At 62.5% G+C, this 23030-nt stretch carries 24 protein-coding genes; 15 read left to right on the forward strand and 9 right to left on the reverse strand.

The genetic code is table 11. From position 1 onward, the window contains the following. Positions 1 to 155 precede the first annotated feature (155 nt). Complete coding sequence (locus ACYCFC_RS01860) at positions 156 to 1283, forward strand: DUF3182 family protein (RefSeq protein ID WP_181082437.1); 1128 nt, start codon at positions 156 to 158, stop codon at positions 1281 to 1283. Continuing rightward, entirely contained in the window at positions 1270 to 2031 is a 762-nt protein-coding gene (locus ACYCFC_RS01865) for an alpha/beta hydrolase family protein (protein WP_181082436.1), read from the forward strand. The genes ACYCFC_RS01860 and ACYCFC_RS01865 overlap by 14 nt, the downstream gene beginning before the upstream one ends. A 181-nt stretch (positions 2032 to 2212) precedes the next feature. Here the strand turns inward: ACYCFC_RS01865 and ACYCFC_RS01870 are convergent, their stop codons facing one another. The 4 genes from ACYCFC_RS01870 to ACYCFC_RS01885 are packed head-to-tail and all read right to left on the reverse strand — an operon-like array spanning position 2213 to position 6745. After that, positions 2213 to 2791: a cob(I)yrinic acid a,c-diamide adenosyltransferase gene (locus ACYCFC_RS01870; protein ID WP_459652979.1), complete on the reverse strand. Its 579-nt coding sequence runs from the start codon at positions 2789 to 2791 to the stop codon at positions 2213 to 2215. A gap of 13 nt (positions 2792 to 2804) precedes the next feature. Further along, entirely contained in the window at positions 2805 to 4820 is a 2016-nt protein-coding gene (locus tag ACYCFC_RS01875; RefSeq protein ID WP_181082434.1) for a sensor histidine kinase, read from the reverse strand. 42 nt (positions 4821 to 4862) lie between these two features. Beyond that, the gene (locus ACYCFC_RS01880) at positions 4863 to 5780 is read right to left on the reverse strand and encodes a putative 2-dehydropantoate 2-reductase (protein WP_459652980.1); all 918 of its coding nucleotides are present in this window, start codon (positions 5778 to 5780) and stop codon (positions 4863 to 4865) included. Beyond that, positions 5777 to 6745, reverse strand: coding sequence for a GGDEF domain-containing response regulator (locus tag ACYCFC_RS01885; RefSeq protein WP_181082432.1), 969 nt, complete (start codon positions 6743 to 6745; stop codon positions 5777 to 5779). Before ACYCFC_RS01885 ends, ACYCFC_RS01880 begins: the two co-directional genes overlap by 4 nt. A gap of 150 nt (positions 6746 to 6895) precedes the next feature. Here ACYCFC_RS01885 and ACYCFC_RS01890 point away from each other — a divergent pair, with 150 nt between their 5' ends. After that, on the forward strand, positions 6896 to 7375 hold the full coding sequence (locus ACYCFC_RS01890) for a YajQ family cyclic di-GMP-binding protein (protein WP_181082431.1): 480 nt from the start codon (positions 6896 to 6898) through the stop codon (positions 7373 to 7375). A 75-nt stretch (positions 7376 to 7450) separates the two neighbouring features. Further along, positions 7451 to 8275, forward strand: a complete 825-nt coding sequence (locus ACYCFC_RS01895; RefSeq protein ID WP_181082430.1) for a mechanosensitive ion channel family protein — start codon at positions 7451 to 7453, stop codon at positions 8273 to 8275. Between the two features lie 4 nt (positions 8276 to 8279). Here the strand turns inward: ACYCFC_RS01895 and ACYCFC_RS01900 are convergent, their stop codons facing one another. Beyond that, positions 8280 to 9980 (reverse strand): AmpG family muropeptide MFS transporter, encoded by a 1701-nt coding sequence (locus ACYCFC_RS01900; protein ID WP_459652981.1) that lies wholly within the window; start codon positions 9978 to 9980, stop codon positions 8280 to 8282. 38 nt (positions 9981 to 10018) lie between these two features. Next, positions 10019 to 10378: an MGMT family protein gene (locus tag ACYCFC_RS01905; protein ID WP_459652982.1), complete on the reverse strand. Its 360-nt coding sequence runs from the start codon at positions 10376 to 10378 to the stop codon at positions 10019 to 10021. A gap of 379 nt (positions 10379 to 10757) precedes the next feature. Here ACYCFC_RS01905 and ACYCFC_RS01910 point away from each other — a divergent pair, with 379 nt between their 5' ends. Then, positions 10758 to 11762 (forward strand): DUF481 domain-containing protein, encoded by a 1005-nt coding sequence (locus tag ACYCFC_RS01910; RefSeq protein ID WP_459652983.1) that lies wholly within the window; start codon positions 10758 to 10760, stop codon positions 11760 to 11762. An 87-nt stretch (positions 11763 to 11849) separates the two neighbouring features. Here the strand turns inward: ACYCFC_RS01910 and ACYCFC_RS01915 are convergent, their stop codons facing one another. Then, a complete protein-coding gene (locus ACYCFC_RS01915) occupies positions 11850 to 12608 on the reverse strand; it encodes an SDR family oxidoreductase (protein WP_459652984.1) in 759 nt (252 codons plus the stop codon). Positions 12609 to 12701: 93 nt separating this feature from the next. Here ACYCFC_RS01915 and ACYCFC_RS01920 point away from each other — a divergent pair, with 93 nt between their 5' ends. The 4 genes from ACYCFC_RS01920 to groL all read left to right on the forward strand — a co-directional run bounded on the left by ACYCFC_RS01920 (position 12702) and on the right by groL (position 16249). Beyond that, positions 12702 to 13406: a DUF2470 domain-containing protein gene (locus ACYCFC_RS01920; protein ID WP_181082425.1), complete on the forward strand. Its 705-nt coding sequence runs from the start codon at positions 12702 to 12704 to the stop codon at positions 13404 to 13406. A 151-nt stretch (positions 13407 to 13557) separates the two neighbouring features. After that, positions 13558 to 14022: an FxsA family protein gene (locus ACYCFC_RS01925; protein ID WP_459652985.1), complete on the forward strand. Its 465-nt coding sequence runs from the start codon at positions 13558 to 13560 to the stop codon at positions 14020 to 14022. 244 nt (positions 14023 to 14266) lie between these two features. Next, entirely contained in the window at positions 14267 to 14560 is a 294-nt protein-coding gene (locus ACYCFC_RS01930; protein ID WP_084304326.1) for a co-chaperone GroES, read from the forward strand. Positions 14561 to 14608: 48 nt separating this feature from the next. Further along, on the forward strand, positions 14609 to 16249 hold the full coding sequence (gene groL, locus ACYCFC_RS01935) for a chaperonin GroEL (protein WP_181082423.1): 1641 nt from the start codon (positions 14609 to 14611) through the stop codon (positions 16247 to 16249). 420 nt (positions 16250 to 16669) lie between these two features. On the opposite strand, the gene ACYCFC_RS01940 is transcribed toward groL, so the two are convergent. Beyond that, positions 16670 to 17719 (reverse strand): alkene reductase, encoded by a 1050-nt coding sequence (locus tag ACYCFC_RS01940; RefSeq protein WP_459652986.1) that lies wholly within the window; start codon positions 17717 to 17719, stop codon positions 16670 to 16672. A 34-nt stretch (positions 17720 to 17753) separates the two neighbouring features. Next, positions 17754 to 18056: an ArsR/SmtB family transcription factor gene (locus ACYCFC_RS01945; protein ID WP_181082421.1), complete on the reverse strand. Its 303-nt coding sequence runs from the start codon at positions 18054 to 18056 to the stop codon at positions 17754 to 17756. 183 nt (positions 18057 to 18239) lie between these two features. Here ACYCFC_RS01945 and ispF point away from each other — a divergent pair, with 183 nt between their 5' ends. From ispF to ACYCFC_RS01975, 6 genes are read left to right on the forward strand one after another with little or no spacing between them, the layout of a single operon-like run. Next, positions 18240 to 18713, forward strand: coding sequence for a 2-C-methyl-D-erythritol 2,4-cyclodiphosphate synthase (gene ispF / locus ACYCFC_RS01950; RefSeq protein WP_459652987.1), 474 nt, complete (start codon positions 18240 to 18242; stop codon positions 18711 to 18713). Continuing rightward, positions 18710 to 19750, forward strand: coding sequence for a tRNA pseudouridine(13) synthase TruD (truD, locus tag ACYCFC_RS01955; protein WP_459652988.1), 1041 nt, complete (start codon positions 18710 to 18712; stop codon positions 19748 to 19750). The genes ispF and truD overlap by 4 nt, the downstream gene beginning before the upstream one ends. Further along, positions 19750 to 20499 (forward strand): 5'/3'-nucleotidase SurE, encoded by a 750-nt coding sequence (gene surE, locus ACYCFC_RS01960; RefSeq protein ID WP_181082418.1) that lies wholly within the window; start codon positions 19750 to 19752, stop codon positions 20497 to 20499. Before truD ends, surE begins: the two co-directional genes overlap by 1 nt. A gap of 41 nt (positions 20500 to 20540) precedes the next feature. After that, the gene (locus tag ACYCFC_RS01965) at positions 20541 to 21176 is read left to right on the forward strand and encodes a protein-L-isoaspartate(D-aspartate) O-methyltransferase (RefSeq protein WP_459653941.1); all 636 of its coding nucleotides are present in this window, start codon (positions 20541 to 20543) and stop codon (positions 21174 to 21176) included. Between the two features lie 19 nt (positions 21177 to 21195). Beyond that, positions 21196 to 22131 (forward strand): polyprenyl-phosphate transporter, encoded by a 936-nt coding sequence (locus ACYCFC_RS01970; RefSeq protein WP_459652989.1) that lies wholly within the window; start codon positions 21196 to 21198, stop codon positions 22129 to 22131. A gap of 25 nt (positions 22132 to 22156) precedes the next feature. After that, positions 22157 to 22993, forward strand: coding sequence for a peptidoglycan DD-metalloendopeptidase family protein (locus ACYCFC_RS01975; protein WP_459652990.1), 837 nt, complete (start codon positions 22157 to 22159; stop codon positions 22991 to 22993). Positions 22994 to 23030: the final 37 nt, after the last annotated feature.

The raw sequence follows: 23030 nt of genomic DNA on the forward strand, positions 1-23030 counted from the left end.
CCCCTTTTGCGTCATATGTCCCTGACGGATAGATGGCCGAGATCAGCGGTCTATTGACTACACCGGTTCCGCTTTGGCTCGGGTGGCAACGAGCGAGGAAGGGCTCAGACGCCGCTTCTTTGCATGTACCAGCAGTCCATGGAGCGAGTCCATCTATGACGAGTGCGGATGCGCCGCAAAATTCCCGCGGGGCCGTGGTGACCCTGGCCAACCGTTCCCGTGAACCCCTGCACGAAAAAGCCGTGCACGAGCAACTGGCCAGACGCCTGGCCGCGCTGCAGGGCCTGGTTTTTCTCGGTGAATATGACCCTGCCGCCCATTACTCCCAGCAGCTGTACTTTGTGCCATCCGGTACGCTTGTGGGCGTCGAGTCGGCGCGCGAGTTGGGCATCGAAGATGAGCAGGACCTCTTTGGTGGCGTCGTGCCCTATGCCTTCGTCGAGACCAAGGCTATCTCGCACCCCCTGCTGCGGCCCAATGCCGATTCGCCCATGGGCTGGTCGCGCGGTTTTGCGAGCCGGGTCAAGGGCAGTGTGCTGGCTGGCTACAGCGTATTCTCCCTGCACGATGCCCGCGAGGCCGGAAGGCGCTTGCTGCATGAAGGGCCGCTACGGCTCAAGCCGGTGCGCGCCACCGGTGGTCGCGGGCAGGAGCGGGTGGACGGTGTTCAGGCGCTCGACCAGGCGCTGGAGCATATCGACGAGACCGAGCTTTCGCAGTATGGGCTGGTCCTCGAAAGCAATCTGGATCGCGTGACGACCTTCAGCGTCGGGCAGGTTCGTGTGGCCACGCAGGTGCTGAGTTACTACGGCACACAACGCCTGACTCAGGATAATGCCGGCGAGACCGTCTATGGCGGCTCGGACCTGGTGGTTGTCGAGGGTGATTTCGACGCCTTGCTCAAGCTCGACCTGTCCGACAAGACCCGCCTGGCCATCGCCCAGGCGCAGGTGTATGACGTCGCTGCCTCGGTCTGTTTCCGGGATTTCCATGCCTCACGGCGTAACTACGACATCGCCCAGGGCGTGGATGGCAGAGGCCGTGCCTGCTCCGGTGTGCTGGAGCAGTCCTGGCGAATCGGAGGCGCCAGCGGTGCCGAGATCGCCGCGCTCGAAGCCTTTGCCCAGGGCGGTCAGAGGCGTGTGGTGCAGGCGTCGACCGTGGAACTCTACGGAGAGGCGAAGCCGGTGCCCGAGAGCGCAACGGTGCTTTTTAGCGGCGAGGACGAAGAGGTCGGTTTCATCACCAAGTACGTCACCCTGGAGGAATATGGCAACCCATAGCGAACCTGTGGACATCCTGGTCGATGACGAGCACATCGCCGGCACCTTCCTGACGCCACCGACGAAGTTGCCCGGTGTGCTTTTCGTACATGGCTGGGGTGGCAGCCAGGAGCGTGACCTGACACGCGCCCGAGGCATTGCCGGGCTGGGCTGCATCTGCCTGTCGTTCGACCTGCGCGGCCATGCCCTGACGCTGGCGCAGCAGCAGACGGTGACGCGCGAGCAGAATCTAAACGACCTGCTCGCCGCCTACGACCTGCTGGCGCAGCATCCGCATATCGATTCTTCGGCGATTGCCGTGGTGGGGACCAGTTATGGCGGTTATCTGGCAGCGCTTCTGACTGCATTGCGACCTGTCAGATGGCTCGCCATGCGAGTGCCGGCGTTGTATCGGGATGACGACTGGATGGTGCCCAAACGGCAACTGGATCGGGACATTCTCAACCAGCTACGAGGGCGGCGTGTGATGCCCGAAGAGAATCGCGCTCTGGCGGCCTGCGCTGATTTTCGCGGCGATGTGCTGCTGGTCGAATCCGAATTCGACCATCTGGTTCCGCACGCGACCATCATGAGCTATCGCGCGGCGTTTCATCAGACGCACTCGCTTACCCATCGCATCATCCTTGGCGCCGATCATGGCCTGACCAGTGAAAGCTGCCAGAAAACCTATACCGATATTCTGGTCGGCTGGGCGACCGAGATGGTGGTCGGCGGGCGTCTGGGCAGGTTGCACAGCCCTGGTTTCTGAAGCCTCGCGTATTGGCTCGCCCCTCACCCTGTCCGAAGCTCCGCTCGTCGGGTCGATGAAGCGTGACCCGACCTACGCCCTGGACCTACGTTTGAAGATGCGGCGTGCCGGTTCAGCCCCGTAGCCTGGATTAGCCGCAGGCGTAATCCGGGTTTCCGCAGGCGTAATCCAACACTTCGCCTCAAGCCGGCGCGCGGGCGGCCTGCCAGAGGATTTCCGCGCAGCCCTGGCGGCGCGCTATCAGCCGGGCGGCGACGAAGAGCAGGTCCGACAGGCGGTTGAGGTAGGCGAGGACCACCGGACGCAAGGGCTCGCTGGCGTTAAGCTGCTGGCAGCGTCTTTCGCTGGTACGCGCCATGCTACGGCACAGGTGGGCAAGAGCGATCAGGCGCGAGCCGCCGGGCATGATGAAGTCCTTGAGCGGTCCCAGCTCTTCGTTCCAGCGGTCGATGGCTGCCTCCAGACGCGCCACTTCGTCTTCGGTGAGTGCCTGATATTCGGGCATTGCCAGTTCGCCGCCCAGGTCGAACAGGCGATGCTGGCATGGCCCCAGTACCTCGATCAACTCAGCCAGGCCTGGCCAGTGCCCCTGCTTTTCGGCAAGTTCGGCGAGCAGCAGGCCCAGTTGGCTGTTGAGGGTATCGATCTCGCCCATGGCTTCGACGCGTGGGTGATCCTTGGGCACCCGGCGTCCATCGGCCAGGCCGGTTTCGCCGCTGTCGCCGGTGCGCGTGTAGATTTTTGAAAGTCGATTGCCCATGAATGTGTCCTGTTCAGTTACTGGTGATTTCCGAGCCCGATGCCAACGGCAGGCGCAGGGTGAAAGTGGTGCCCTGGCCCGGTCTGCAATGCACCTCCATCTGGCCCTTGTGGTTGTTGGTAATGATGAAATAGGACACTGACAGTCCCAGGCCGGTCCCCTGGCCCACTTCCTTGGTGGTGAAGAAGGGCTCGAAGATCCGCTTGCGAATATGTTCGGGAATCCCGCCGCCGTTGTCTTCCACCTGGATTTCGGCCCACGGCGGGTTCAGGCGCGTGCGCAGGATAATCTGCCCGTGACTTCTGTGCGGGCCCTGATGGATGGCCTGAGCGGCATTCTTCAGCAGGTTGAGCAGCACCTGTTCGAGCTCGTTGCCGATGCAGGGAACCCGGCTGACCTTCGGATCGAAGTTGCGCTGAATCTCGATGGCGCGAAAATCGAAATTGTCCGTCAGGGCAAAGTCGTTACCGGCAATTTCCAGCGCCTGGTCGATCAGCTCGCTCAGTTGGCACTCGGCCAGCTGGCGATTGCTCAGGCGGCTGAAACTGAGCATGTGGCTGACGATCCGGGCGGCGCGTGAGCCGGCCTGCTGGATGCCGTCCAGCAGCTGTGGCACTTCGCGTCGCTGCAGGTACTGGTTGACCGCTTCCAGGCGCAGCCCGATTTCTTCAGCGGCTTCGCGGTTGCGTTCCAGATCGGGTGACAGTCGTCGACGGATGTTCTGCGCGTTATGCAGGATGGCGCCGAGCGGGTTGTTGATTTCATGGGCCATGCCGGCGGCCAGGCTGCCGACCGAGAGCATCTTTTCCGACTGCACCATGAGCTCTTCCATGTTGATGCGCTCGGTGATGTCGTCGATGCGGATCACCACGCCCCGCCCCGCACCGCCCATCAGCGGGTAAAGCGTCAGCGCATACTGCCGGGGTTCTTCGTGGAAGGCCCAGGTGACACGTTCGATCTTCTGTACCTCATGATGCTCGCAGGTTCGGCGAATCTGGCTGAGAAAGGGGCGCAGCGGCTCGAAGGCAATGAACACCGGCTGGTTCAGCGCATCGACCAGGGACGTGCCGGAAAGCGCACTGGCCTGCTGGTTCCACTGAGTCACGTGGAGTTGTTCATCCAGCGCGATAAGCACCGAGGGCATGGAGTCGATGATGCTGTTGAGGTAGTTCTGGAAACCGGTGAGCTTGAGTTCGATCTTGCTGCGGATCTGGACTTCGAGTTCTAGCTTGCGGTTGGAGCGCCGGGTTTCTTCGGCCAGACCCTGTGCATGGTCGAAGGCCTCCTGAGCGTCGTCGCGGGCGCGCTTGAGTTGCTGTTCACGTGCGTCCATGCGCGACAGCATGGTGTTGAAGGCATCGGCGAGGCGACCGATTTCGTCCTGGTTGCGAGGTTTGGCGCGCAGCGAATAGTTTTCCTCGCGGGTGACCTGGCGGGTGAGGGCTTCAAGGTCGCGGATCGGGCGGGTAATCAACTGACGAATCTGTCGCGCGACCAGTATCCACAGCAGCAGGCTGGCCAGCAGGATAGCCAGGCTGGCCGTCAGGGTGCCGGTGTAGAAGGCGCCCGGCAGTTCGCTGCTGGCAACGATCAGCAAATGCCCTGGCGGGCCTGCGGCCTGGGGCAGTTCGACCAGCAGGTTGGCGCGCATTTCGGTTTTCTGCCAATGCTCAAGCTGGCTGGTCTGCTCAGGCAGGGCCAGTGGTTCGCCCCGATGCAGCTGCGCGAAGCGCTGGCCCGCAGCGTCATAGATTACCGCCGCGCGCAGCGGCGCATAGTCGTCAAGTTTGCCCAGCAGTGCATTGGCGGTCGCTTCCGATTCGAGGGCTTGCTGGCTCAGTTCGGGCGTGGCGAACAGCGCGCCGAGGGTGTGCATTGCCTGGGGGGCGACGCTCTGGCGCGAGATCCAGTAGGCCGCGCTGATGAAGGTCAGATTGGAGACCAGCAGCACGGCGGCAAGCAGGACGAGCGGGGCGATCAACAGCTTGCGACCGACCGGAAGATTTTCGAGACGCTGGCGCAGAGTCATGGCGGGCACGGGCGAAGGGCGTCTGCGCAGGGTAGCGGGGCCTCAGTCCTGCGGCAATCCGTGCTGCACGAGGAATGTTTGCAGTTGCTTGAGCAGTGCGTTCAGCTCGATAGCTTCCAGCCCATGCTGTCGTGCCGCCTGACAGGCGTAGCCGAGCAGGAAACTGATTTCCGTACGGCGTCCGTTGTGCACATCCTGGTACATGGATGAGTAGTTGTTTGCGGTGGCCACGATGACGCGCAGCACCTCCTCTTCGAGCGAGCGGGCCGCCTCGGCCTGGCCGCAGGCCTGAAGGATCCGGCTCAGTTCGTCGCACAGCCGGTGCACCTGTTCGCGGTGCGCCAGTAGCTCTCCGTTGCGGCAGTCATGCAGAACGGTGAGGGGGTTGATGGCGCAATTGAGGGCGAGCTTGCGCCACAGCCTGGCTTCGATATCGGTTGTCCAGTCGCAGGGAATGCCTGTCGCTGCCAGCTCGGCTAGCCAGGGCGGCGGGTTCCGGTCGAGGGGATCGCCAAGCCAGTTCTGGCCGTGGCCGGCGTGTACTACCTGAAAGTCCGCTGAACGCCAGGCGCCTTCGGTGCTGGAGATGAAGATGCAGCGGCTGTCCGGCCAGCGTGCCGCCACGGCCTGCTGGCTGCCGAGACCATTCTGCAGCAGGAGAATTTCAGCGTCTGGCTGCAGGCGTGTCGCTACCTCGGCAATGGCGGCTTCGGCGTCATAGGCCTTGCAGGCAACCAGCAATCGCTGGATGGGAGCAGCCGCTTCGGGCAGTTCGGCGGTGATCGGATGCAGACTGGTCCGGCCTTCCTCGGTCAGGCCGAGACCGCCGGCGGTGCGGTAGTCGGCAAGCCTTCGGGTGTTGCGCAGAATAATGCGTACCGGTATTGCGGCACGGCTCAAGCGCGTTGCCCACAGGCAGCCGAGACTGCCTGCGCCGAGAACGTGCCAGGGGGTGCTCATTGCTCGGTTTTTTTCAGGCGCAATGGTACGATGCGGCCCGTGCTGTAGGCGTCCGCAAGCAACGCCTCGGCGCGCTCGATGACCAGCCGGGGATCGACGGGCAGGCTGTTGGTGTCGAGACTGACCAGGCCGATGCCGGCCTTGAGCGAGATAAAGCCTTCGCTGGTCTTGAAGGCCTTGATATTCAGGCCTTCGTGCAGGCGTTTGAAGCTGCTGGGGGAGCATTCCTGCGGGTTGTCGACCAGTGCCAGCAGGCCGAAATGGCTGTCGTCCAGGCGCGTGAGCGTATCCAGAGGGCGCACCAGTTGTTGCAGGCGTCGCGCCACACCGCGCAACAGTTCCTGATAGAACTGCTCGCCATAGCGCTGCCGCTGACTGGTGATTTCCGGCAGGCCGATCAGAAGGTAACAGAGCGCGCCGCCACGGCTTTCGACCTGGCGCAGGCTGTCGCCGAGCTTCTGTCGCAGGTAGCGCATATTGCCCAGCCCGGTGATCGGGTCGATCTGGTTACGCTTTTCCAGGCTGGCGATGTTTTCGGTGAGCAGGCGATTTTCCTGCATGAGCCGTTGCAGCGAGCCGCACAGCCGGTCGGCAGCATAGACCCGCGGGACCAGTTGCTCACTCATCGCCGACTTGCTGATGAAATCATCCACGCCACGATCGAAGGCGATGTTCAGCACGTCGTCGCCGTCGCGCCCGGTGAGCAGGATGATGTAGGTGTAGTGATTGGACATTTCGTCCTGCTGACGCACCTGGGCGGTCAGTTCCAGGCCGTCCATCTCCGGCATCAGCCAGTCGGCGAGCAGCACGCTGGCCGGGCGCTGTTCGATCAGCGCCAGCGCTGCATTGGCGCTGCTGGCGAAGCGTATGTCCTCATAACCGGCCCTGGCCAGGGCGCGACCAATCATGACGCTGGAAAACTTGGCGTCGTCGACTACCAGGATGCTGAGGTGTGGGTTGGGCATTCATGGACTCGGTTGGAGGAGGGAGTCAGCAACAGGTCGTGTGGCCGGGCGTTTACGGATCGAGCGGCTATAATGATGGCCCATTTTAACCGACAAGCTAAGCGCGTTGGATCACACCATCGTGCCGTTTCATATTAATGGAGCAAGCCCATGCCCTCATTCGACGTAGTGTCCGAACTGGACAAACATGAAGTCACCAATGCCGTCGACAACGCGGTCAAGGAACTGGACCGACGTTACGATTTGCGCGGTAAAGGCACATTTGAGTTCAAGGAGTTGACCGTTCACCTGACCGCTGAAGCGGATTTTCAATTGGAACAGATGCTGGAAATCCTCAAGTTGAGCCTGGTCAAGCGCAAGATCGATGTTCAGTGCCTGGAGATCAAGGACGCCTATCCCTCAGGCAAGACGGTCAAGCAGGAAGTAACGTTGCGTGAAGGCATCGACAAGGAGTTGGCGAAGAAGATCGTCGCCCATATCAAGGATGCCAAGCTCAAGGTACAGGCGGCCATCCAGGGCGAGCAGGTCCGTGTGACCGGCAAGAAGCGCGACGATCTTCAGGAGGCCATCGCCCTGCTGCGAGCCAAGGATTTCGGCATGCCCCTGCAGTTCAACAACTTCCGCGACTGATCCCGCCGCTTTTCTCCCGCCTTGCCCCAGCACACCGCACGATCGGTGTGCTCTGCTCTCAGGAGTCCGTACATCATGGATGTCAATATCGAATATCTGGTCGGCCTGTCCGAGGCATGGCTGCCCATAGTGCTGCAGTACTCGGCCCAGCTGCTGCTGGCGCTGATCACCTTCCTGATCGGCTGGTGGCTGATCAACAAACTGACGGGCAGGCTTGGCGCGCTGCTGCGTCGCCGTCAGGTCGACCCCTCGCTGCATGGCTTCATCGAAAGCCTCGTCGGGGTAGCGCTCAAGATCCTGCTGCTGATAAGCGTGGCTTCGATGGTCGGTGTGGAAACCACATCGTTCATCGCCATGATCGGTGCGGCCGGATTGGCGGTGGGCCTGGCCCTGCAGGGCAGCCTGGCCAACTTCGCCGGTGGTGTGCTGATCCTGCTGTTTCGTCCGTTTCGGGTCGGTGAATGGATCGAGGCCCAGGGCGTGGCGGGCACCGTCCATTCCATCCAGATTTTCCATACGGTACTCAAGAGCGCCGACAACAAGACCATCGTGGTGCCCAACGGCAGCCTGTCCAACGGCCATATCACCAACTATTCACGCGAACAGCGCCGGCGTGCGGACATCAACGTCGGCATTGCCTACAGCGCGGATATCAGGCTGGCCCGCAAGATTCTGCTGGAGATCGCCGAGGATGCGCGCGTGCTGCGTGACCCCGAGCCCGTGGTGTTCGTGACCGGGCTGGGGGAAAGTGCGGTGAACCTGTCGCTGCGCGTCTGGGTCGCCACGGGTGACTTCTGGCCGGTGACGTTCGCGTTCACCGAACAGCTCAAGGAGCGTTTCGCCGAGGCCGGCATTGGCGTTCCGCTGCCGCGTCGCGAGCTGCATGTCGTTCAGGGCTGAGCCGTCAGCCGTGCTCCGAAGACGGCGTGTTCCGCGCCGCTTCGGGGTGCTGGCGGTTGCGCGTCCATTGCCAGGCGATCAGCACCAGCGTCGGCACCCCGAGCAGGGCGGTGACCAGAAAGAAGTTGCTGTAGCCGAGACTTTCTACCATCACGCCCGAATAGCCCCCCAGCAGGCGCGGCAACAGCAGCATCAGCGAGCTGAGCAGCGCGTACTGGGTGGCCGAGAACTTGAGGTTGGTCAGGCTCGACAGGTAGGCGACGAAGGCTGTTGAGGCCAGCCCGCCACTGAAGTTGTCGCAGGAAATGGTGACGATCAGCATCTGCAGATTCGCGCCCATTTCCACCAGCACCATGAACATCAGGTTGGTCGCCGCCGAGGCGACGCCGCCGATGAAGAGGATCGGCAGGATGCTGAAACGCACGATCAGCAGGCCACCGAACGCGGCGCCGAGCAGTGTCATGATCAGCCCGAACACCTTGCTGACGCTGGCGATCTCGTCCTTGGAAAAGCCCTGGTCGATGTAGAACACGTTGGCCATCACGCCCATCACCGTGTCGGACATCCGGTAGGTGGCGATCAGCCCCAGCAACAGCAGTGCCTGCCAGCGGTAGCGGACGATGAAGTCGGTGATCGGCGTCAGCACCGGCCCCATCAGGATGCGGCCAGGGGCCGACAGGCAGCCCCAGCAGATCAGCAGGTACATGGTGCCGCGTGGCCAGTAGCCGCCCCAGTAGGACTGGAACATGCCGGTGGTGGAGACGATGAGGATGATCAGCACGATCACCGATACCGCCTGGTGCGCGAAGTCGAAACGTGGCGGGCGTTGCCTCTGCCCGGCCTGGCCGAGAATGTGCCGAACCGGCACCAGCAGCGAGCGGCCCACGGGCGAAATGCTGCCGAGGATGAACAGCGCATAGAGCAGTGCTCGCGGCCAGGCCTGGGCGATCAGCGCATTGATCATCGCCGGGACGGAAATCAGCAGCACCAGCAGCAGGCCAACGGCGGCCAGTTGATGGTTGAAGGTATAGCGCGATGGCTCGTTGGGCAGCGGGGCGGCGGCTTCGGGCTCGGGAATCAGCAGGCTGGTGATGAAGCCCGGCACGATCAGCAAGGCGAACACCAGATAGGTCAGGGTCCAGGCGGCCTGGTCGTATTCCAGGCTGCTCGATCCCAGCCATTCGGCGAGAAACAGGGCGCCGGCACTGGCCAGCAGCATGGCGACGCGATAGCCGGTCATGTAGCTCGCGGCCAGGGTCGCCTGCAGTTTGTCTTCGGCGATCTCCAGGCGGTAGGCGTCGATGGCGATGTCCTGGGTCGCCGAGGAAAACGCCACCATCACCGCCAGGGCGATCAGCATGGTCAGGTTGGTTTGCGGGTTGCACAGCGCCATGCCCACCAGGCCGATGGCGATCAGCGCCTGCGACAGCACCAGCCAGGAGCGCCTACGCCCAAGTGCGCCGATCCACGGCAGGCGCCACTGGTCGAGCATCGGTGACCAGACCCACTTGAAAGCGTAGGCCAGGCTGATCCAGCTGGCGAAGCCGATGGTTTCCCGCGAGACGCCGGCTTCGCGCAGCCACACCGACAGCGTCGAAAACACCAGGATCGCCGGCAGTCCGGCGGCGAAGCCGAGGATCAGCAGCGTCAGCGAGGCGGGGCTGGCATAGGCGGCGAGTGCATCGCGCCAGGTTTCACGGGACATGGAATGATCTGTCGGCTGAAAAAGACAAAAGGCGCACTCTACTCGCTGTGCTCGAATGAATGCCAGCCGTGCCGACGTATGTTCACCCGGTCATTGATGATGGTCAGGCCCTCGGCGCGCAGGCGTTCTCGCTGCTCATGGCCTGCCGCGCTGCCCGCTGGCAGGCTCAGGCGACCGCCGGCGGCGATCACCCTATGCCAGGGCAGACGGGTGTCGTCCGGCAGCTGCGACATCAACCGCCCGACCCAGCGCGCGGCACGGCCAAGGCCGGCCATGGCCGCCAGCTCGCCATAGCTCACCACCTTGCCTTCGGGAATCTGCGCCATCACCAGATAGACGGCGGCACGGCGTGCTTCGGCATCGGCGCCGGGTGGTAACAGGGGTGGCTGTTCGGGCATGGGGCTTCCTTAGAACCTGTTCAAAGTCTGCTGCGCGTCGGCACTGCTGCGTTAAAAACAGGCTCGGAAAGCCGCTTGCGGCTAACGCGCTTTAGCGCGGCCCGGAGGGCGAACGAAGTGAGTACTGCTCATTTACAGCTGTAAACTCCGCATCCTCGCCTGTTTTGACTCGCTACGCTCGCCCTTCGGGCCAGCCTTCCGGCTGTTACTCCCGTTGGTCGTTGCGCCTTGCATTGCTCTAGCTCGCGAGACTTTGAACAGGTCCTGATGAACTCGTCTTCCGCCTGGCGGTCAGTGCTTGCTGTGACCACCAGCATAAGGATAATGCGGCCCTTCAATGGCTTGTTAATCCACTCGATCAGATATCCAGTACATCTATATGCTTCCCAGAACCCTGTTGTGCGTGGCCCTGGTCACGCTCCCCCTGCCATTGCTCGCCGATACCGTATGGCTGAAGAATGGTGATCGCCTGACCGGCAAGATCAGTGTCCTGGACGGCGGCAAGCTGCTCCTGGAGACCGACTATGGCGGTTCGATTCCACTGAAGTGGAGCAGTATCGCCACGCTGGAAAGCAACCAGAAACTGCTGATCAAGCAGGATCAGGTTACTGGCGAAGTGATCCAGTCGCTACAGGCGAGCGAGGATGGCAAGGTTATTCTCGCCAATGGCGCCGCGCCACGCACGGTGGAGCTGGCGAGCATCTCGCAGATCATCCATCCCAAGCCGCTGATTCAGGATTTTTCCTGGAAGGGCAACATCGACGTGGCGATGGACTACAAGCGCGCCGAAACCGATACCGATGACTACGATGTGTCCTTCGACACCAAGGCGCGGCATGGTCTGTGGCGGCACAACGGTACCGGCAGCTACAACCGCGAATATCGCGACGGCGTGACCGTCACCGACAACTGGGATGCCGAATACGCGCTCGACCGTTTCCTCGACGAGCACTGGTTCTGGCAGGGTCGCCTGAGCTACAAGCGCGATCAGATCGAGGATGTTCGTCGCCAGCGCACCATAGGTACCGGTCCCGGTTACCAGTTCTGGGACAACGAGCTGGGAGCCTTCTCGCTGGCTTCGCTGATCAACCGCAGCGATTACGAATATGCCGACGGCAGCAAGGATGAATTCTTCCTGGCCGCGATGAAGTGGGATTACAACCGCTATCTGGTGGGCAAGACATTCGAACTGTTCAGCACCGGCGAAATCGGCAAGCCGCTGGAAAACGTGGCTGATTACGCGCTGGATGCCGAAATCGGGCTGCGCTACAAGGTGACCGACTGGGCTTCGCTGAACATGAAGGCCGAGCGGGACATCGTCAGCGGCGCCGAGAACGAAACCGACGAAACCCGCTACACCATCGGCTTTGGCGTAGGCTGGTAAGGGCGTAAAGCCGATAAAAGCGCTGGAACGCTGAAGGCCGTACGGAAAAGCCCACATGCTGGGCAGCCTCCAGCCTCCAGCCGCCCTTTAGAGCCGCAGCCCGCCATCGAGCTCCAGAATCCGCCCGGTGTAGTAATCGTTCTCGAAGATGTAGGCCACCGAATGGGCGATTTCCAGCGGGGTGCCCAGGCGTCTCAGGGGAATTCCGGCAGTCATTCTCTCCAGTGCTTCTGGCTTCATGCTGGCGACCATCTCGGTCTCGATGAAGCCGGGTGCGACGCCCGCCACACGGATCCCGTAGCGCGCCAGTTCCCTGGCCCAGACCACGGTATCGGCGGCGACGCCGGCCTTGGCGGCGGAGTAGTTGGCCTGGCCCATGTTGCCGGCGCGGGAAATCGAGGAAATATTGACGATCGCGCCCTGGCGCTTCAACTCGATCATCCTGGCCGCGACTTCACGGGTGCAGAGGAAGACGCCGGTCAGGTTGACGTCGATCACCGACTGCCACTGCGCCAGGCTCATCTTCGACAGCTCGCCATCCTTGACCTTGATCGTCAGGCCATCGCGCAGGATGCCGGCATTGTTGACCAGCCCATCGAGCCCGCCGAAGTCCTCGCTGACCTGATTCACCATGCCGCTGACCTGCTCCTCGTCGACGACGTTGCACAGGTAGGCGCGCGCATCGCCGCCAGCATGCTTGCAGGCCTGGACCGCTTCATCGAGGCGTTCCTGGTTGAGGTCGACCAGCGCCAGGCGGGCACCCTTGCCGGCGAGGTATTCGCCCATCGCGCGTCCCAGGCCCTGCCCGCCGCCGGTAATGATGATGACCTTGTCTTTGAGCTGCATGCCAATCTCCCGTTTTTATAGTCGATGCGTATCGCGACGCCTTCAGAGGGCAGGTTATGCTGACGCGACAGTCAGCCGTCCGAGGAGCCCAAGGTGAGCGTAGAAGCCGTCAAGAATGCCCGACTATTACTGCTCAAGGAATACCGGGGCGTGCTCTCCACGCACTCCCTGGCGATGCCGGGCTTTCCCTTCGGCTCGGTCGTTCCCTATTGCCTGAGCGAGGAGGGCTGGCCGCTGATATTGATCAGCCGGATTGCCCAGCACACCCGGAATCTTCAGGCCGATCCGCGCTGCTCGTTGCTGGTTGCCGAACGTGACGTTGAAGATGTGCAGCTCAACGGGCGCCTGACGCTCATGGCCCAAGCGCGACAGCTGAGTGAGCCGCTGTCGGTCGAGACGGCGGCTGAGCGCTATTACCGTTACTTCCCCGAGTCGCGCGACTACCATCGCGTGCATGATTTCGATTTCTGGGTCCTGCAGCCGGTGCGCTGGCGTTTCATCGGCGGCTTCGGCGCCATTCACTGGCTGGAACAGGTCGCACTGGCCAATCCCTTTGCCGGTGCCGAGGGCGATGAGGGCGGCATGCTCGAACACATGAACGCCGACCATGCCGCGGCGATCGCCCATTACGTCGGGCAGGCGGGGCTGCCGGCCACGCCCGAAGCGCGAATGGTGGGGATCGATGCCGAGGGCTTTCACCTGCGTATCGGGCAGGCGGTCCACTGGTTGCCGTTTCCGTCCGCCTGCTCGACCGCCATCGAGGTGCGGCAGGCACTGGTGAGCATGGCCCGCGCCTGATTCAGCCTGACTTCAGCTTTATCCGGTAGTTTTCAACGACAAGCCAAGGCGAATAATCCGGTTACAGCCTGCCCGTCACCCGGCTTGAATTCGTTACCCGGTGCCGTCATCTACACAGAATCGGAAGCCGTTCTTCCGCCAAGGATTATTGATGCGAATTTTCTTGCTGCTTTTTCTCCTGTTCCCGTTGGCCGAGCTGGCGCTGCTGATCCAGGTCGGCAGCTCCATCGGGGTGCTGGCGACCCTTCTCGTGCTGGTGCTCAGCGGCATGGCCGGGATTCTGCTGATGCGCTTTGCCGGCTTTGCCACCGCCTGGCGTGCCCGTGAGCGGCTGGCGCGGGGTGAATTGCCGGAGCGTGAAATGCTCCAGGGCATGCTGATGGTCGTCGCCGGCGGCCTGTTGTTCCTGCCGGGTTTTATCAGTGACTTCGTCGCCCTGCTGTTGCTGTTCCCGCCCTCGCGCAAGCTGTTTCTGGGCGTGCTCGGGCGCCGTGCCGAAGCCCAGGCGCAACGTCGCCGCGCCTTTGCCGATGAGCTTCGCCGGCAGCATGAGCAGCCCACCGGCGCCCAGCGCCCGAACGTGATCGAAGGTGAATGGGAACGTCGCGACAAATGACGTGCCCTTCGATTCGCGGGGCATGCGCAGGCATGTCCGGCACTCTCCAGCTGCAAAAAAATGGTGACTGACCCTTGAAATCATTTTCCTCGCCCGCATGTAGCGGTCACCGCAAGGTCGCTGTCGCATTTTGACAGTCCGTCTTCTGCGGCCCGCGCTGCGGGCCGCAACCGGCACCGCCGGATTTGCCAACCCGCCGATGAGATGCATCGGCATGGAACCACTCTGTTAGGAGAGATCGACAATGAAGCTTCGTCCTCTGCATGACCGCGTCGTAATCCGTCGCAGCGAAGAAGAAACCAAGACCGCAGGCGGCATCGTCCTGCCGGGCTCCGCTGCCGAGAAGCCGAACCAGGGCGAAATCGTTGCTGTGGGCACTGGCCGTGTGCTGGACAACGGTGAAGTGCGTGCGCTGGCCGTCAAGGTCGGTGACAAGGTGGTATTCGGTCCTTACTCCGGCAGCAATACCGTCAAGGTCGACGGCGAAGATCTGCTGGTGATGAGCGAGAACGAAATCCTCGCTGTCGTTGAAGCCTGATTCCCTCGCGAATCTCCATCCATATTCAAGTATTGAGGATCAATCAAAATGGCTGCTAAAGAAGTCAAGTTCGGCGATTCCGCACGCAAGAAGATGCTGACAGGCGTAAACGTCCTGGCTGACGCGGTAAAAGCGACCCTCGGCCCGAAAGGCCGCAACGTGGTTCTGGAAAAGAGCTTCGGCGCACCCCTGATCACCAAGGACGGCGTTTCCGTCGCCAAGGAAATCGAGCTCAAGGACCGCTTCGAGAACATGGGCGCGCAGCTGGTCAAGGACGTTGCCTCCAAGGCCAACGACGAAGCCGGTGACGGTACCACCACCGCTACCGTCCTGGCCCAGGCCATCGTCAACGAAGGCCTGAAGGCCGTCGCTGCCGGCATGAACCCGATGGATCTGAAGCGCGGCATCGACAAGGCCACCATCGCCATCGTCGCCGAGCTGAAGAACCTGGCCAAGCCGTGCGCCGACTCCAAGGCCATCGCTCAGGTCGGCACCATCTCCGCCAACTCCGACAACTCCATCGGTGACATTATCGCCGAAGCCATGGAGCGCGTAGGCAAGGAAGGCGTGATCACCGTCGAGGAAGGTTCGGGCCTGGAGAACGAGCTGTCCGTCGTCGAAGGCATGCAGTTCGACCGTGGCTACCTGTCCCCCTACTTCATCAACAAGCCGGACACCATGGTGGCCGAGCTGGACAGCCCGCTGCTGCTGCTGGTCGACAAGAAGATCAGCAACATCCGCGAACTGCTGCCGGTGCTCGAAGCCGTTGCCAAGGCCGGTCGTCCGCTGCTGATCGTTGCCGAGGACGTCGAAGGCGAAGCGCTGGCCACTCTGGTGGTCAACAACATGCGTGGCATCGTCAAGGTCGCCGCGGTCAAGGCGCCAGGCTTCGGCGATCGCCGCAAGGCCATGCTGCAGGACATCGCCATCCTCACCGGCGCTACCGTGATTTCCGAAGAAGTCGGCCTGAGCCTGGAAACCGCTACCCTGGAGCATCTGGGTAACGCCAAGCGCGTCGTGCTGAACAAGGAAAACACCACCATCATCGACGGTGCCGGCCAGCAGACCGACATCGAAGCCCGCGTTGCGCAGATTCGCAAGCAGGTCGAAGAAACCACCTCCGACTACGACAAGGAAAAGCTGCAAGAGCGTCTGGCCAAGCTGGCCGGCGGTGTTGCCGTGATCAAGGTCGGCGCCGGTACCGAAGTCGAGATGAAAGAGAAGAAGGCCCGCGTCGAAGACGCCCTGCACGCCACCCGTGCAGCCGTCGAAGAAGGCGTGGTGCCTGGCGGCGGTGTCGCGCTGGTGCGCGCGCTGCAGGCGATCTCCGAGCTCAAGGGTGACAACGAAGACCAGAACGTCGGTATCGCGCTGCTGCGTCGCGCCGTCGAGGCTCCGCTGCGCCAGATCGTCGCCAACGCCGGTGGCGAGCCGAGCGTGGTGGTCGACAAGGTCAAGCAGGGTGAAGGCAACTACGGCTTCAACGCCGCGTCCGACACCTATGGCGACATGATCGAGATGGGCATCCTCGATCCGGCCAAGGTCACCCGTTCCGCACTGCAGGCTGCAGCCTCCATCGGCGGTCTGATGGTCACCACCGAAGCCATGGTCGCCGAAGTGGTCGACGACAAGGCTGCCCCGGCCATGCCGGACATGGGCGGCATGGGTGGTATGGGCGGCATGATGTAAGCCGACCCCCGCACCATAAAAAACCCCGGGCTTGCCCGGGGTTTTTTATGCGTGGCGACAAATGAAAAGACTATGTGTCCCAGTTGTCACGCCGATCCTGTAGGAGCGGACTTGTCCGCGAACCAATGCCCGAACCATCCGCGCGGCCCTATCATCCCCGCACGCCCCGTCATCCCCGCGAACGCGGGGACCCGTGCCGTCGGGTAACCCCGCAACCACACTGGGCTCCCGCATTCGCGGGCGTGACGAGGTTGGTTTCCGTCAGGCCTGCGCATCGCTTCGCGGCCAAGGCCGCTCCCACAAAGGCTCTCGCACTGCACACTGTAGGAGCGGCTCTTGGCCGCGAACGGGCTCGCGCGGGTGCTGAGCATGGTTCGCGGGCATGGCCCGCTCCCACGATGGCCAGCAGGTTCTAAGGGCTCAGAGCGCCGGATAGTCGGTATAACCCTCGGGACCCTGGGCGTAGAACAGCTGCGGGCGCGGTTCGTTGAGGGGCGCGTCCTGGCGCAGGCGCTCGACCAGATCGGGGTTGGCAATGAAGGGAACACCGAAGGCCACCGCGTCGGCCTTGCCTTCGGCCAGCCAGGCATTGCCCTGTTCCTTGTCGAAGCCTTGGTTTGCGATATAGACGCCGCCGAAGATCTGCTTGAGTTGCGGGCCGAGACTGTCTGCGCCAACTTTCTCGCGGGTGCAGATAAACGCCACGCCGCGCTTGCCCAGCTCGCGGGCGGTGTAGCCGAAGGTTTCGGCGCGGTTGGAATCGCCCATGTCATGCTCGTCGGCGCGGGGGGCCAGGTGCATGCCGACGCGCCCGGCGCCCCATACGCCGATCACGGCATCGGTGACTTCCAGCATCAGCCGTGCGCGATTTTCCAGTGAGCCACCATACAGGTCGGTACGTTGGTTGGTGCTGTCCTGCAGGAACTGGTCGAGCAGATAGCCGTTGGCGCCGTGGATTTCCACGCCGTCGAAACCGGCTTCCCGGGCATTTTCGGCACCTTTGCGATAGGCCTCTACGATACCGGCGATCTCGCTGGTTTCTAGCGCACGCGGGGTTTCGTAAGGTTTCTTCGGGCGCACCAGGCTGACATGGCCGGCGGGTTGGATGGCGCTGGGTGCGACCGGCAGCTGGCCGTCAAGGTAGATCGGGTCGGAGATGCGCCCGACATGCCAGAGCTGCAGCACGATCTTGCCGCCTTTGGCATGTACGGCATCGGTGATCTTCTTCCAGCCCTGCACCTGTTCGGCGGACCAGATACCAGGGGTATCCGGGTAACCGACGCCCATGGGGGTTACCGAGGTGGCTTCGCTGATGATCAGGCCGGCGCTGGCGCGCTGGGCGTAATACGCGACCATCAGCTCGCCCGGCACGCGCCCCGGCTCTGCGCGGCAGCGGGTCAGGGGCGCCATGATGACGCGGTTGGGCAGTTCCAGGTCGCCGATTCTGATGGGGTCGAAAAGTGTGGGCATAGCGATACCGCTCCTGTTTGGGATGCGAAGGAATTCAGAGTTGCTGGCCGATGCGCTCGATGAACGCCTGGATGGCCGGCTCGTTGCGCTTGAAGAAATGCCACTGGCCAATTTTCTGGCTGCTGATCAGCCCGGCTTTCTGCAGGGTGGCCAGGTGGGCCGAAACCGTGGACTGCGACAGCCCGGCGCGCTGGTCGATCTGTCCGGCGCAAACGCCGTTTTCCAGCGGGTGGTACTGCTGGGGAAAGTACAGCTGCGGCTCTTTCAACCACTGCAGGATTTCCCGGCGAAGTGGGTGGGCGAGTGCCTTGATGATGTCGTCGAAATCGTCGGGCATGGGGTGTTCTCGGACCGTATATCGGAATGGAGCGAACTATATATCGGTTAGGGGCGATACAGGATCGATTCGGCTGATGGTGGATATCGCCGCCATCGATTGCAGAGCGCTGTCGCTCTCTATCGGCTCAAGGCGTGCCGGCTCCTGTAGAATCGCCGGCTGAGTTTTCCAAGGATTCTATCTATGCGTATCGGCCACGGTTACGACGTGCATCGCTTCGGCGAGGGCGATTTCATCACGCTGGGCGGCGTGCGGATTCCTCACAGGCTCGGGCTGCTGGCGCATTCCGATGGCGACGTGCTGCTGCACGCGCTCAGCGATGCGCTGCTCGGCGCGGTGGCGCTGGGCGATATCGGCAAGCATTTCCCCGATACCGACCCGCAGTTCAAGGGCGCCGACAGCCGGGTGCTGTTGCGTCATGTGCTCAAGCTGGTGCAGGCCAAGGGCTGGAAGGTCGGCAATGTCGACGCCACCATCATCGCCCAGGCACCGAAGATGGCCCCGCATATCGAGGCCATGCGTGGCCTGATCGCCGAGGATCTGCAGGTCGAGCTGGATCAGGTCAATGTCAAGGCCACCACCACCGAGAAGCTGGGTTTCGTCGGGCGCGAAGAAGGCATCGCCGTGCATGCGGTCGCGCTGCTGGTCCGCGCATGACTGAAGACCAGTTGCTGGGGCCACGGGCGCATGGCGGTTCGTGTGGCAGCGCCGTGCTCAAGGCGGTGGCCGAGGATTTCCAGGTCGATGAGGTGCTGGATATTCCGTTGTCCGGCGAGGGCGAGCATCTCTGGCTCTGGGTCGAGAAGCGCAATCTCAATACCGAGGAAGCGGCCCGCCGCCTAGCCCGCGCCGCTGGCGTGCCGGTGCGCAGCATCAGCTATGCCGGCCTCAAGGACCGCCAGGCGCTGACCCGCCAGTGGTTCAGCCTGCACCTGCCGGGCAAGGCCGATCCTGTGCTGGACAAGGCCGAGGACGAGACGCTGCGCATCCTCAAGCGCAGTCGCCATCAGCGCAAGCTGCAGCGCGGTGCCCATACGGCCAACGGCTTCATCCTGCGCCTGACTCAACTGGAAGCCGATCGCGCCGAACTGGAGGCGCGTCTGGCGCGCATCAAGGCGCACGGCGTGCCCAACTACTTCGGCCTGCAGCGCTTCGGCTTCGAGGGCGGCAATGTGCTTGGTGCGCGCGAATATGCCGAGCGACAGGAGTTGCCGGTACAGCGCAACCTGCGCTCGCGGCTGCTTTCGGCGGGGCGCAGTTACCTGTTCAATCGGGTATTGGCCGAACGTGTCGCCGCCGGAACCTGGCGCCAGGCGCAAGTCGGCGACCTGCTGGCCTTTACCGACAGCCGCAGCTTCTTTCCCGCTGGCGAAGCCGAATGCGCTGACCCGCGCCTGGCGATCCTTGATCTGCACCCTACCGGCCCCTTGTGGGGGGAGGGCGAATCGCCTGCGGGTGGCGCGACGCAGGCGCTGGAGGCGGATATCGCGGCGCTTGAGCCGGCAATCGCCAAGTGGCTCGCAGAAGCCGGAATGAAGCATGAGCGGCGCATTCTTCGCCTCCCCATTGGCGGCTTGTCGTGGCATTATCCGGGGCCTGACATTCTGCAACTTGAATTCGTCCTGCCGACCGGATGCTTCGCCACCGCTGTGGTGCGCGAGCTGGTCAGCCTGGCAGGGCAGACGGACATCTGATGCGTATTCTGATCGCCAACGACGACGGGGTGTATGCACCTGGGCTCGCCGCGCTTTATGACGCGCTGGCGGATTATGCCGAGTGCCGGGTGGTCGCCCCCATCCAGGACATGAGTGGCGCCAGCAGCGCGCTGACGCTGGATCGCCCGCTGCACCCGACGACCATGCCGAACGGTTTCATCGGCGTGAACGGCACACCCACCGATTGCGTGCACCTGGGGATCAACGGCCTGCTCGACGAGGCGCCCGACATGGTGGTTTCGGGTATCAACCTGGGCGCCAACCTGGGCGATGACGTGCTCTACTCGGGCACCGTAGCGGCGGCCATCGAGGGGCGCTTCACCGGCAAGCCGGCATTCGCCTTTTCGTTGGTCTCGCGTTCGCCGGACAACCTGCCAACGGCGGCTTATATCGCGCGCAAGCTGGTGGAGAAGCATGACCAGCTCGATCTGCCGCCGCGCACCGTGCTGAGCATCAATGTGCCCAACCTGCCGCTGGACCATATCCGTGGTATCCAGCTGACCCGTCTCGGCCATCGCAGCCGGGCCAAACCGCCGGTGAAACAGGCCAATCCGCGCGGCAAGGATGGCTACTGGATTTCCGTGGCCGGCGATGTCGAGGACGGCGGGCCGGGAACCGATTTCCATGCAGTGATGCAGGGTTATGTCTCGATCACGCCATTGCAACTCGATCGCACCTTTCGCGAAGCATTCCAGGGATTGGACCGTTGGCTGGAGGGGGTGCTGTGAATCATCTTGGACAGGAGAATCTGATGCGCCACGGAACCGGGATGACCTCGCAACGTACCCGTGATCGTCTGATTCAGCGCCTCTATGATGAGGGCTTGTCGAACGCACACGTGCTGGAAGTCATTCGACGCACGCCACGTCATCTGTTCGTCGACGAGGCCCTGTCGCACCGTGCCTATGAGGACACCGCGCTGCCCATTGGCCACAATCAGACCATCTCGCAGCCATTCATGGTTGCGCGCATGAGCGAACTGCTGCTGGCCGACGGCCCGCTGGACAAGGTGCTGGAGATCGGCACTGGCTCCGGTTATCAGACCGCTGTGCTGGCGCAACTGGTGGAGCGGGTGTTCTCGGTCGAGCGAATCCAGGTGCTGCAGGAGCGGGCCAAGGAGCGGCTGGTCGAACTGAAGTTGCGCAATGTGGTCTTTCGCTGGGGTGATGGCTGGGAAGGGTGGCCGGCATTGGCGCCTTACAACGGCATCATCGTGACTGCGGCGGCAGCGGACGTGCCGCAAGCCCTGCTCGATCAACTGGCACCCGGTGGGCGTCTGGTGATTCCGGTCGGGGCGGGTGAGATTCAGCAACTGATGTTGATCGTTCGTGAGGAAGACGGTTTTTCCCGGCATCTGCTGGATACCGTGCGCTTCGTACCGCTGCTCAATGGACCTGTAGTTTGAAGACTCAGCGGAAGGAAGCATGAAGAGCGCTTTAATGCTGTACATCAAGGGCATCGCCATGGGCGCCGCCGATGTGGTTCCAGGGGTGTCCGGTGGCACCATTGCCTTTATTACCGGAATCTATGACGAGTTGCTTCGCTCGATTGGCGCAATTCCAAGCGCGGCGTTGCTGTTGCTGCGTGGGCGTGTTCAAGACGCATGGAAGGCGGCCAATGCCAATTTCCTGTTGATTCTGCTGGGCGGGATCTTCACCAGCGTGTTCAGCCTGGCCAAGCTGATCAGCTACCTGCTGGAGGAGCATCCGATCCTGATCTGGTCGTTCTTCTTCGGTCTGATCCTGGTATCGGTGCATCTGGTCGGCAAGCAAATCCAGCGCTGGGACCTGTCGCGTGTCGTCGGGCTGGTGCTCGGCGTAGCCTTCGCCTACGTGATCACCGTGGCCGCTCCGGTACAGTGGAGCAGCAGCGGTCTGAGCCTGTTCTTCGCAGGCGCCATCGCGATCTGCGCGATGATCCTGCCGGGCATTTCCGGCAGTTTCATTCTGGTATTGCTGGGCTTGTACCCGGTTGTATTGGCAGCGGTGAAAACACTCGATATCGGCATACTGGCAATTTTCGCAGCAGGCTGCCTGGTCGGTATTCTGAGCTTCGCGCGTGTGCTCAGCTGGATGCTCGAGCGCTGGCGCGACCTTACCCTGGCCTTTCTCACCGGATTGATGCTGGGCTCGCTGAACAAGGTCTGGCCCTGGAAGGAAACACTCACCTGGCGCACCAACTCCCAGGGTGAGCGTACGCCCTTGCTGGAGCAGAATATTTCACCGGACAGTTATGCCAGCCTCACCGGGCAGGACCCGCAACTCATGCTGGCCGTGCTGATGGCTGTTGCAGGCATTGTGCTGGTAGTGGGGCTTGAATGGTTTGCCGGTCGGCGTCAGCCTATGGCTCAGAACGTCTGAGCAGACTAAGTCCAGGGAGTGTTCGTTGAGGCTCACAGCAGTTGTGCAGTGGATTCGCAAGCCTTCGGCCCATGCTGCGCTGGTCATGGTGCTGGCCGGTGTTTTGCTGGCCGGTTGTGCGAGCTCGCCTACGGGGGGCGTGCAGGTAGTTGATCGCAACACTCGTGATCGCGTGACCAGTGGCCATTACATCGTTCAGCGTGGCGATACCCTCTGGTCCATCGCCTTTCGCTTCGGCTGGGACTGGAAGGCACTGGCTCAGCTTAACGGTATTGGCCCGCCGCATGTGATCCATCCTGGCCAGCGCATCCAGTTCAGCGGCAGTGCGCCGCGCAGTGTCGCCACACGGCCTGCAAGCCCATCACCTGTACCGGCACCTCGCGCCAATGCGCCAGTGGTCGCAACGCCAGTGCCTGCGCCGCCACCCATCACCAGGGCACCCCAGGCGAGCCCGCAAGCCACCACCCCGGTCACGCCGGTGTCCCGTTCGGCAAGCGGCTGGGCATGGCCGGCGAAAGGGCAGATCATCGGTCGTTTTTCCTCAAACGGTAGTTTGAATAAAGGCATTGATATCGCCGGGGAATTAGGACAGCCTGTTTTAGCTGCTTCTGATGGGGCTGTTGTGTACGCCGGTAGTGGTTTACGGGGTTACGGCGAACTTGTGATCATCAAGCACAGCGATACCTATGTAAGTGCCTACGGCCACAACCGCAGGCTGCTGGTTCAGGAAGGCCAACAAGTCAAAGCTGGGCAGACAATTGCCGAGATGGGATCGACTGGAACCGACCGGGTGAAGCTGCACTTTGAGATTCGCCGCCAGGGCAAGCCTGTAGATCCTCTGCAATACCTGCCCAAACCTTGAGCTGAGGCCTGCCTGTTCCGGTCACAGGGGGCTCGTG

It is taken from the genome of Stutzerimonas sp. NM35 (genome assembly GCF_054604355.1).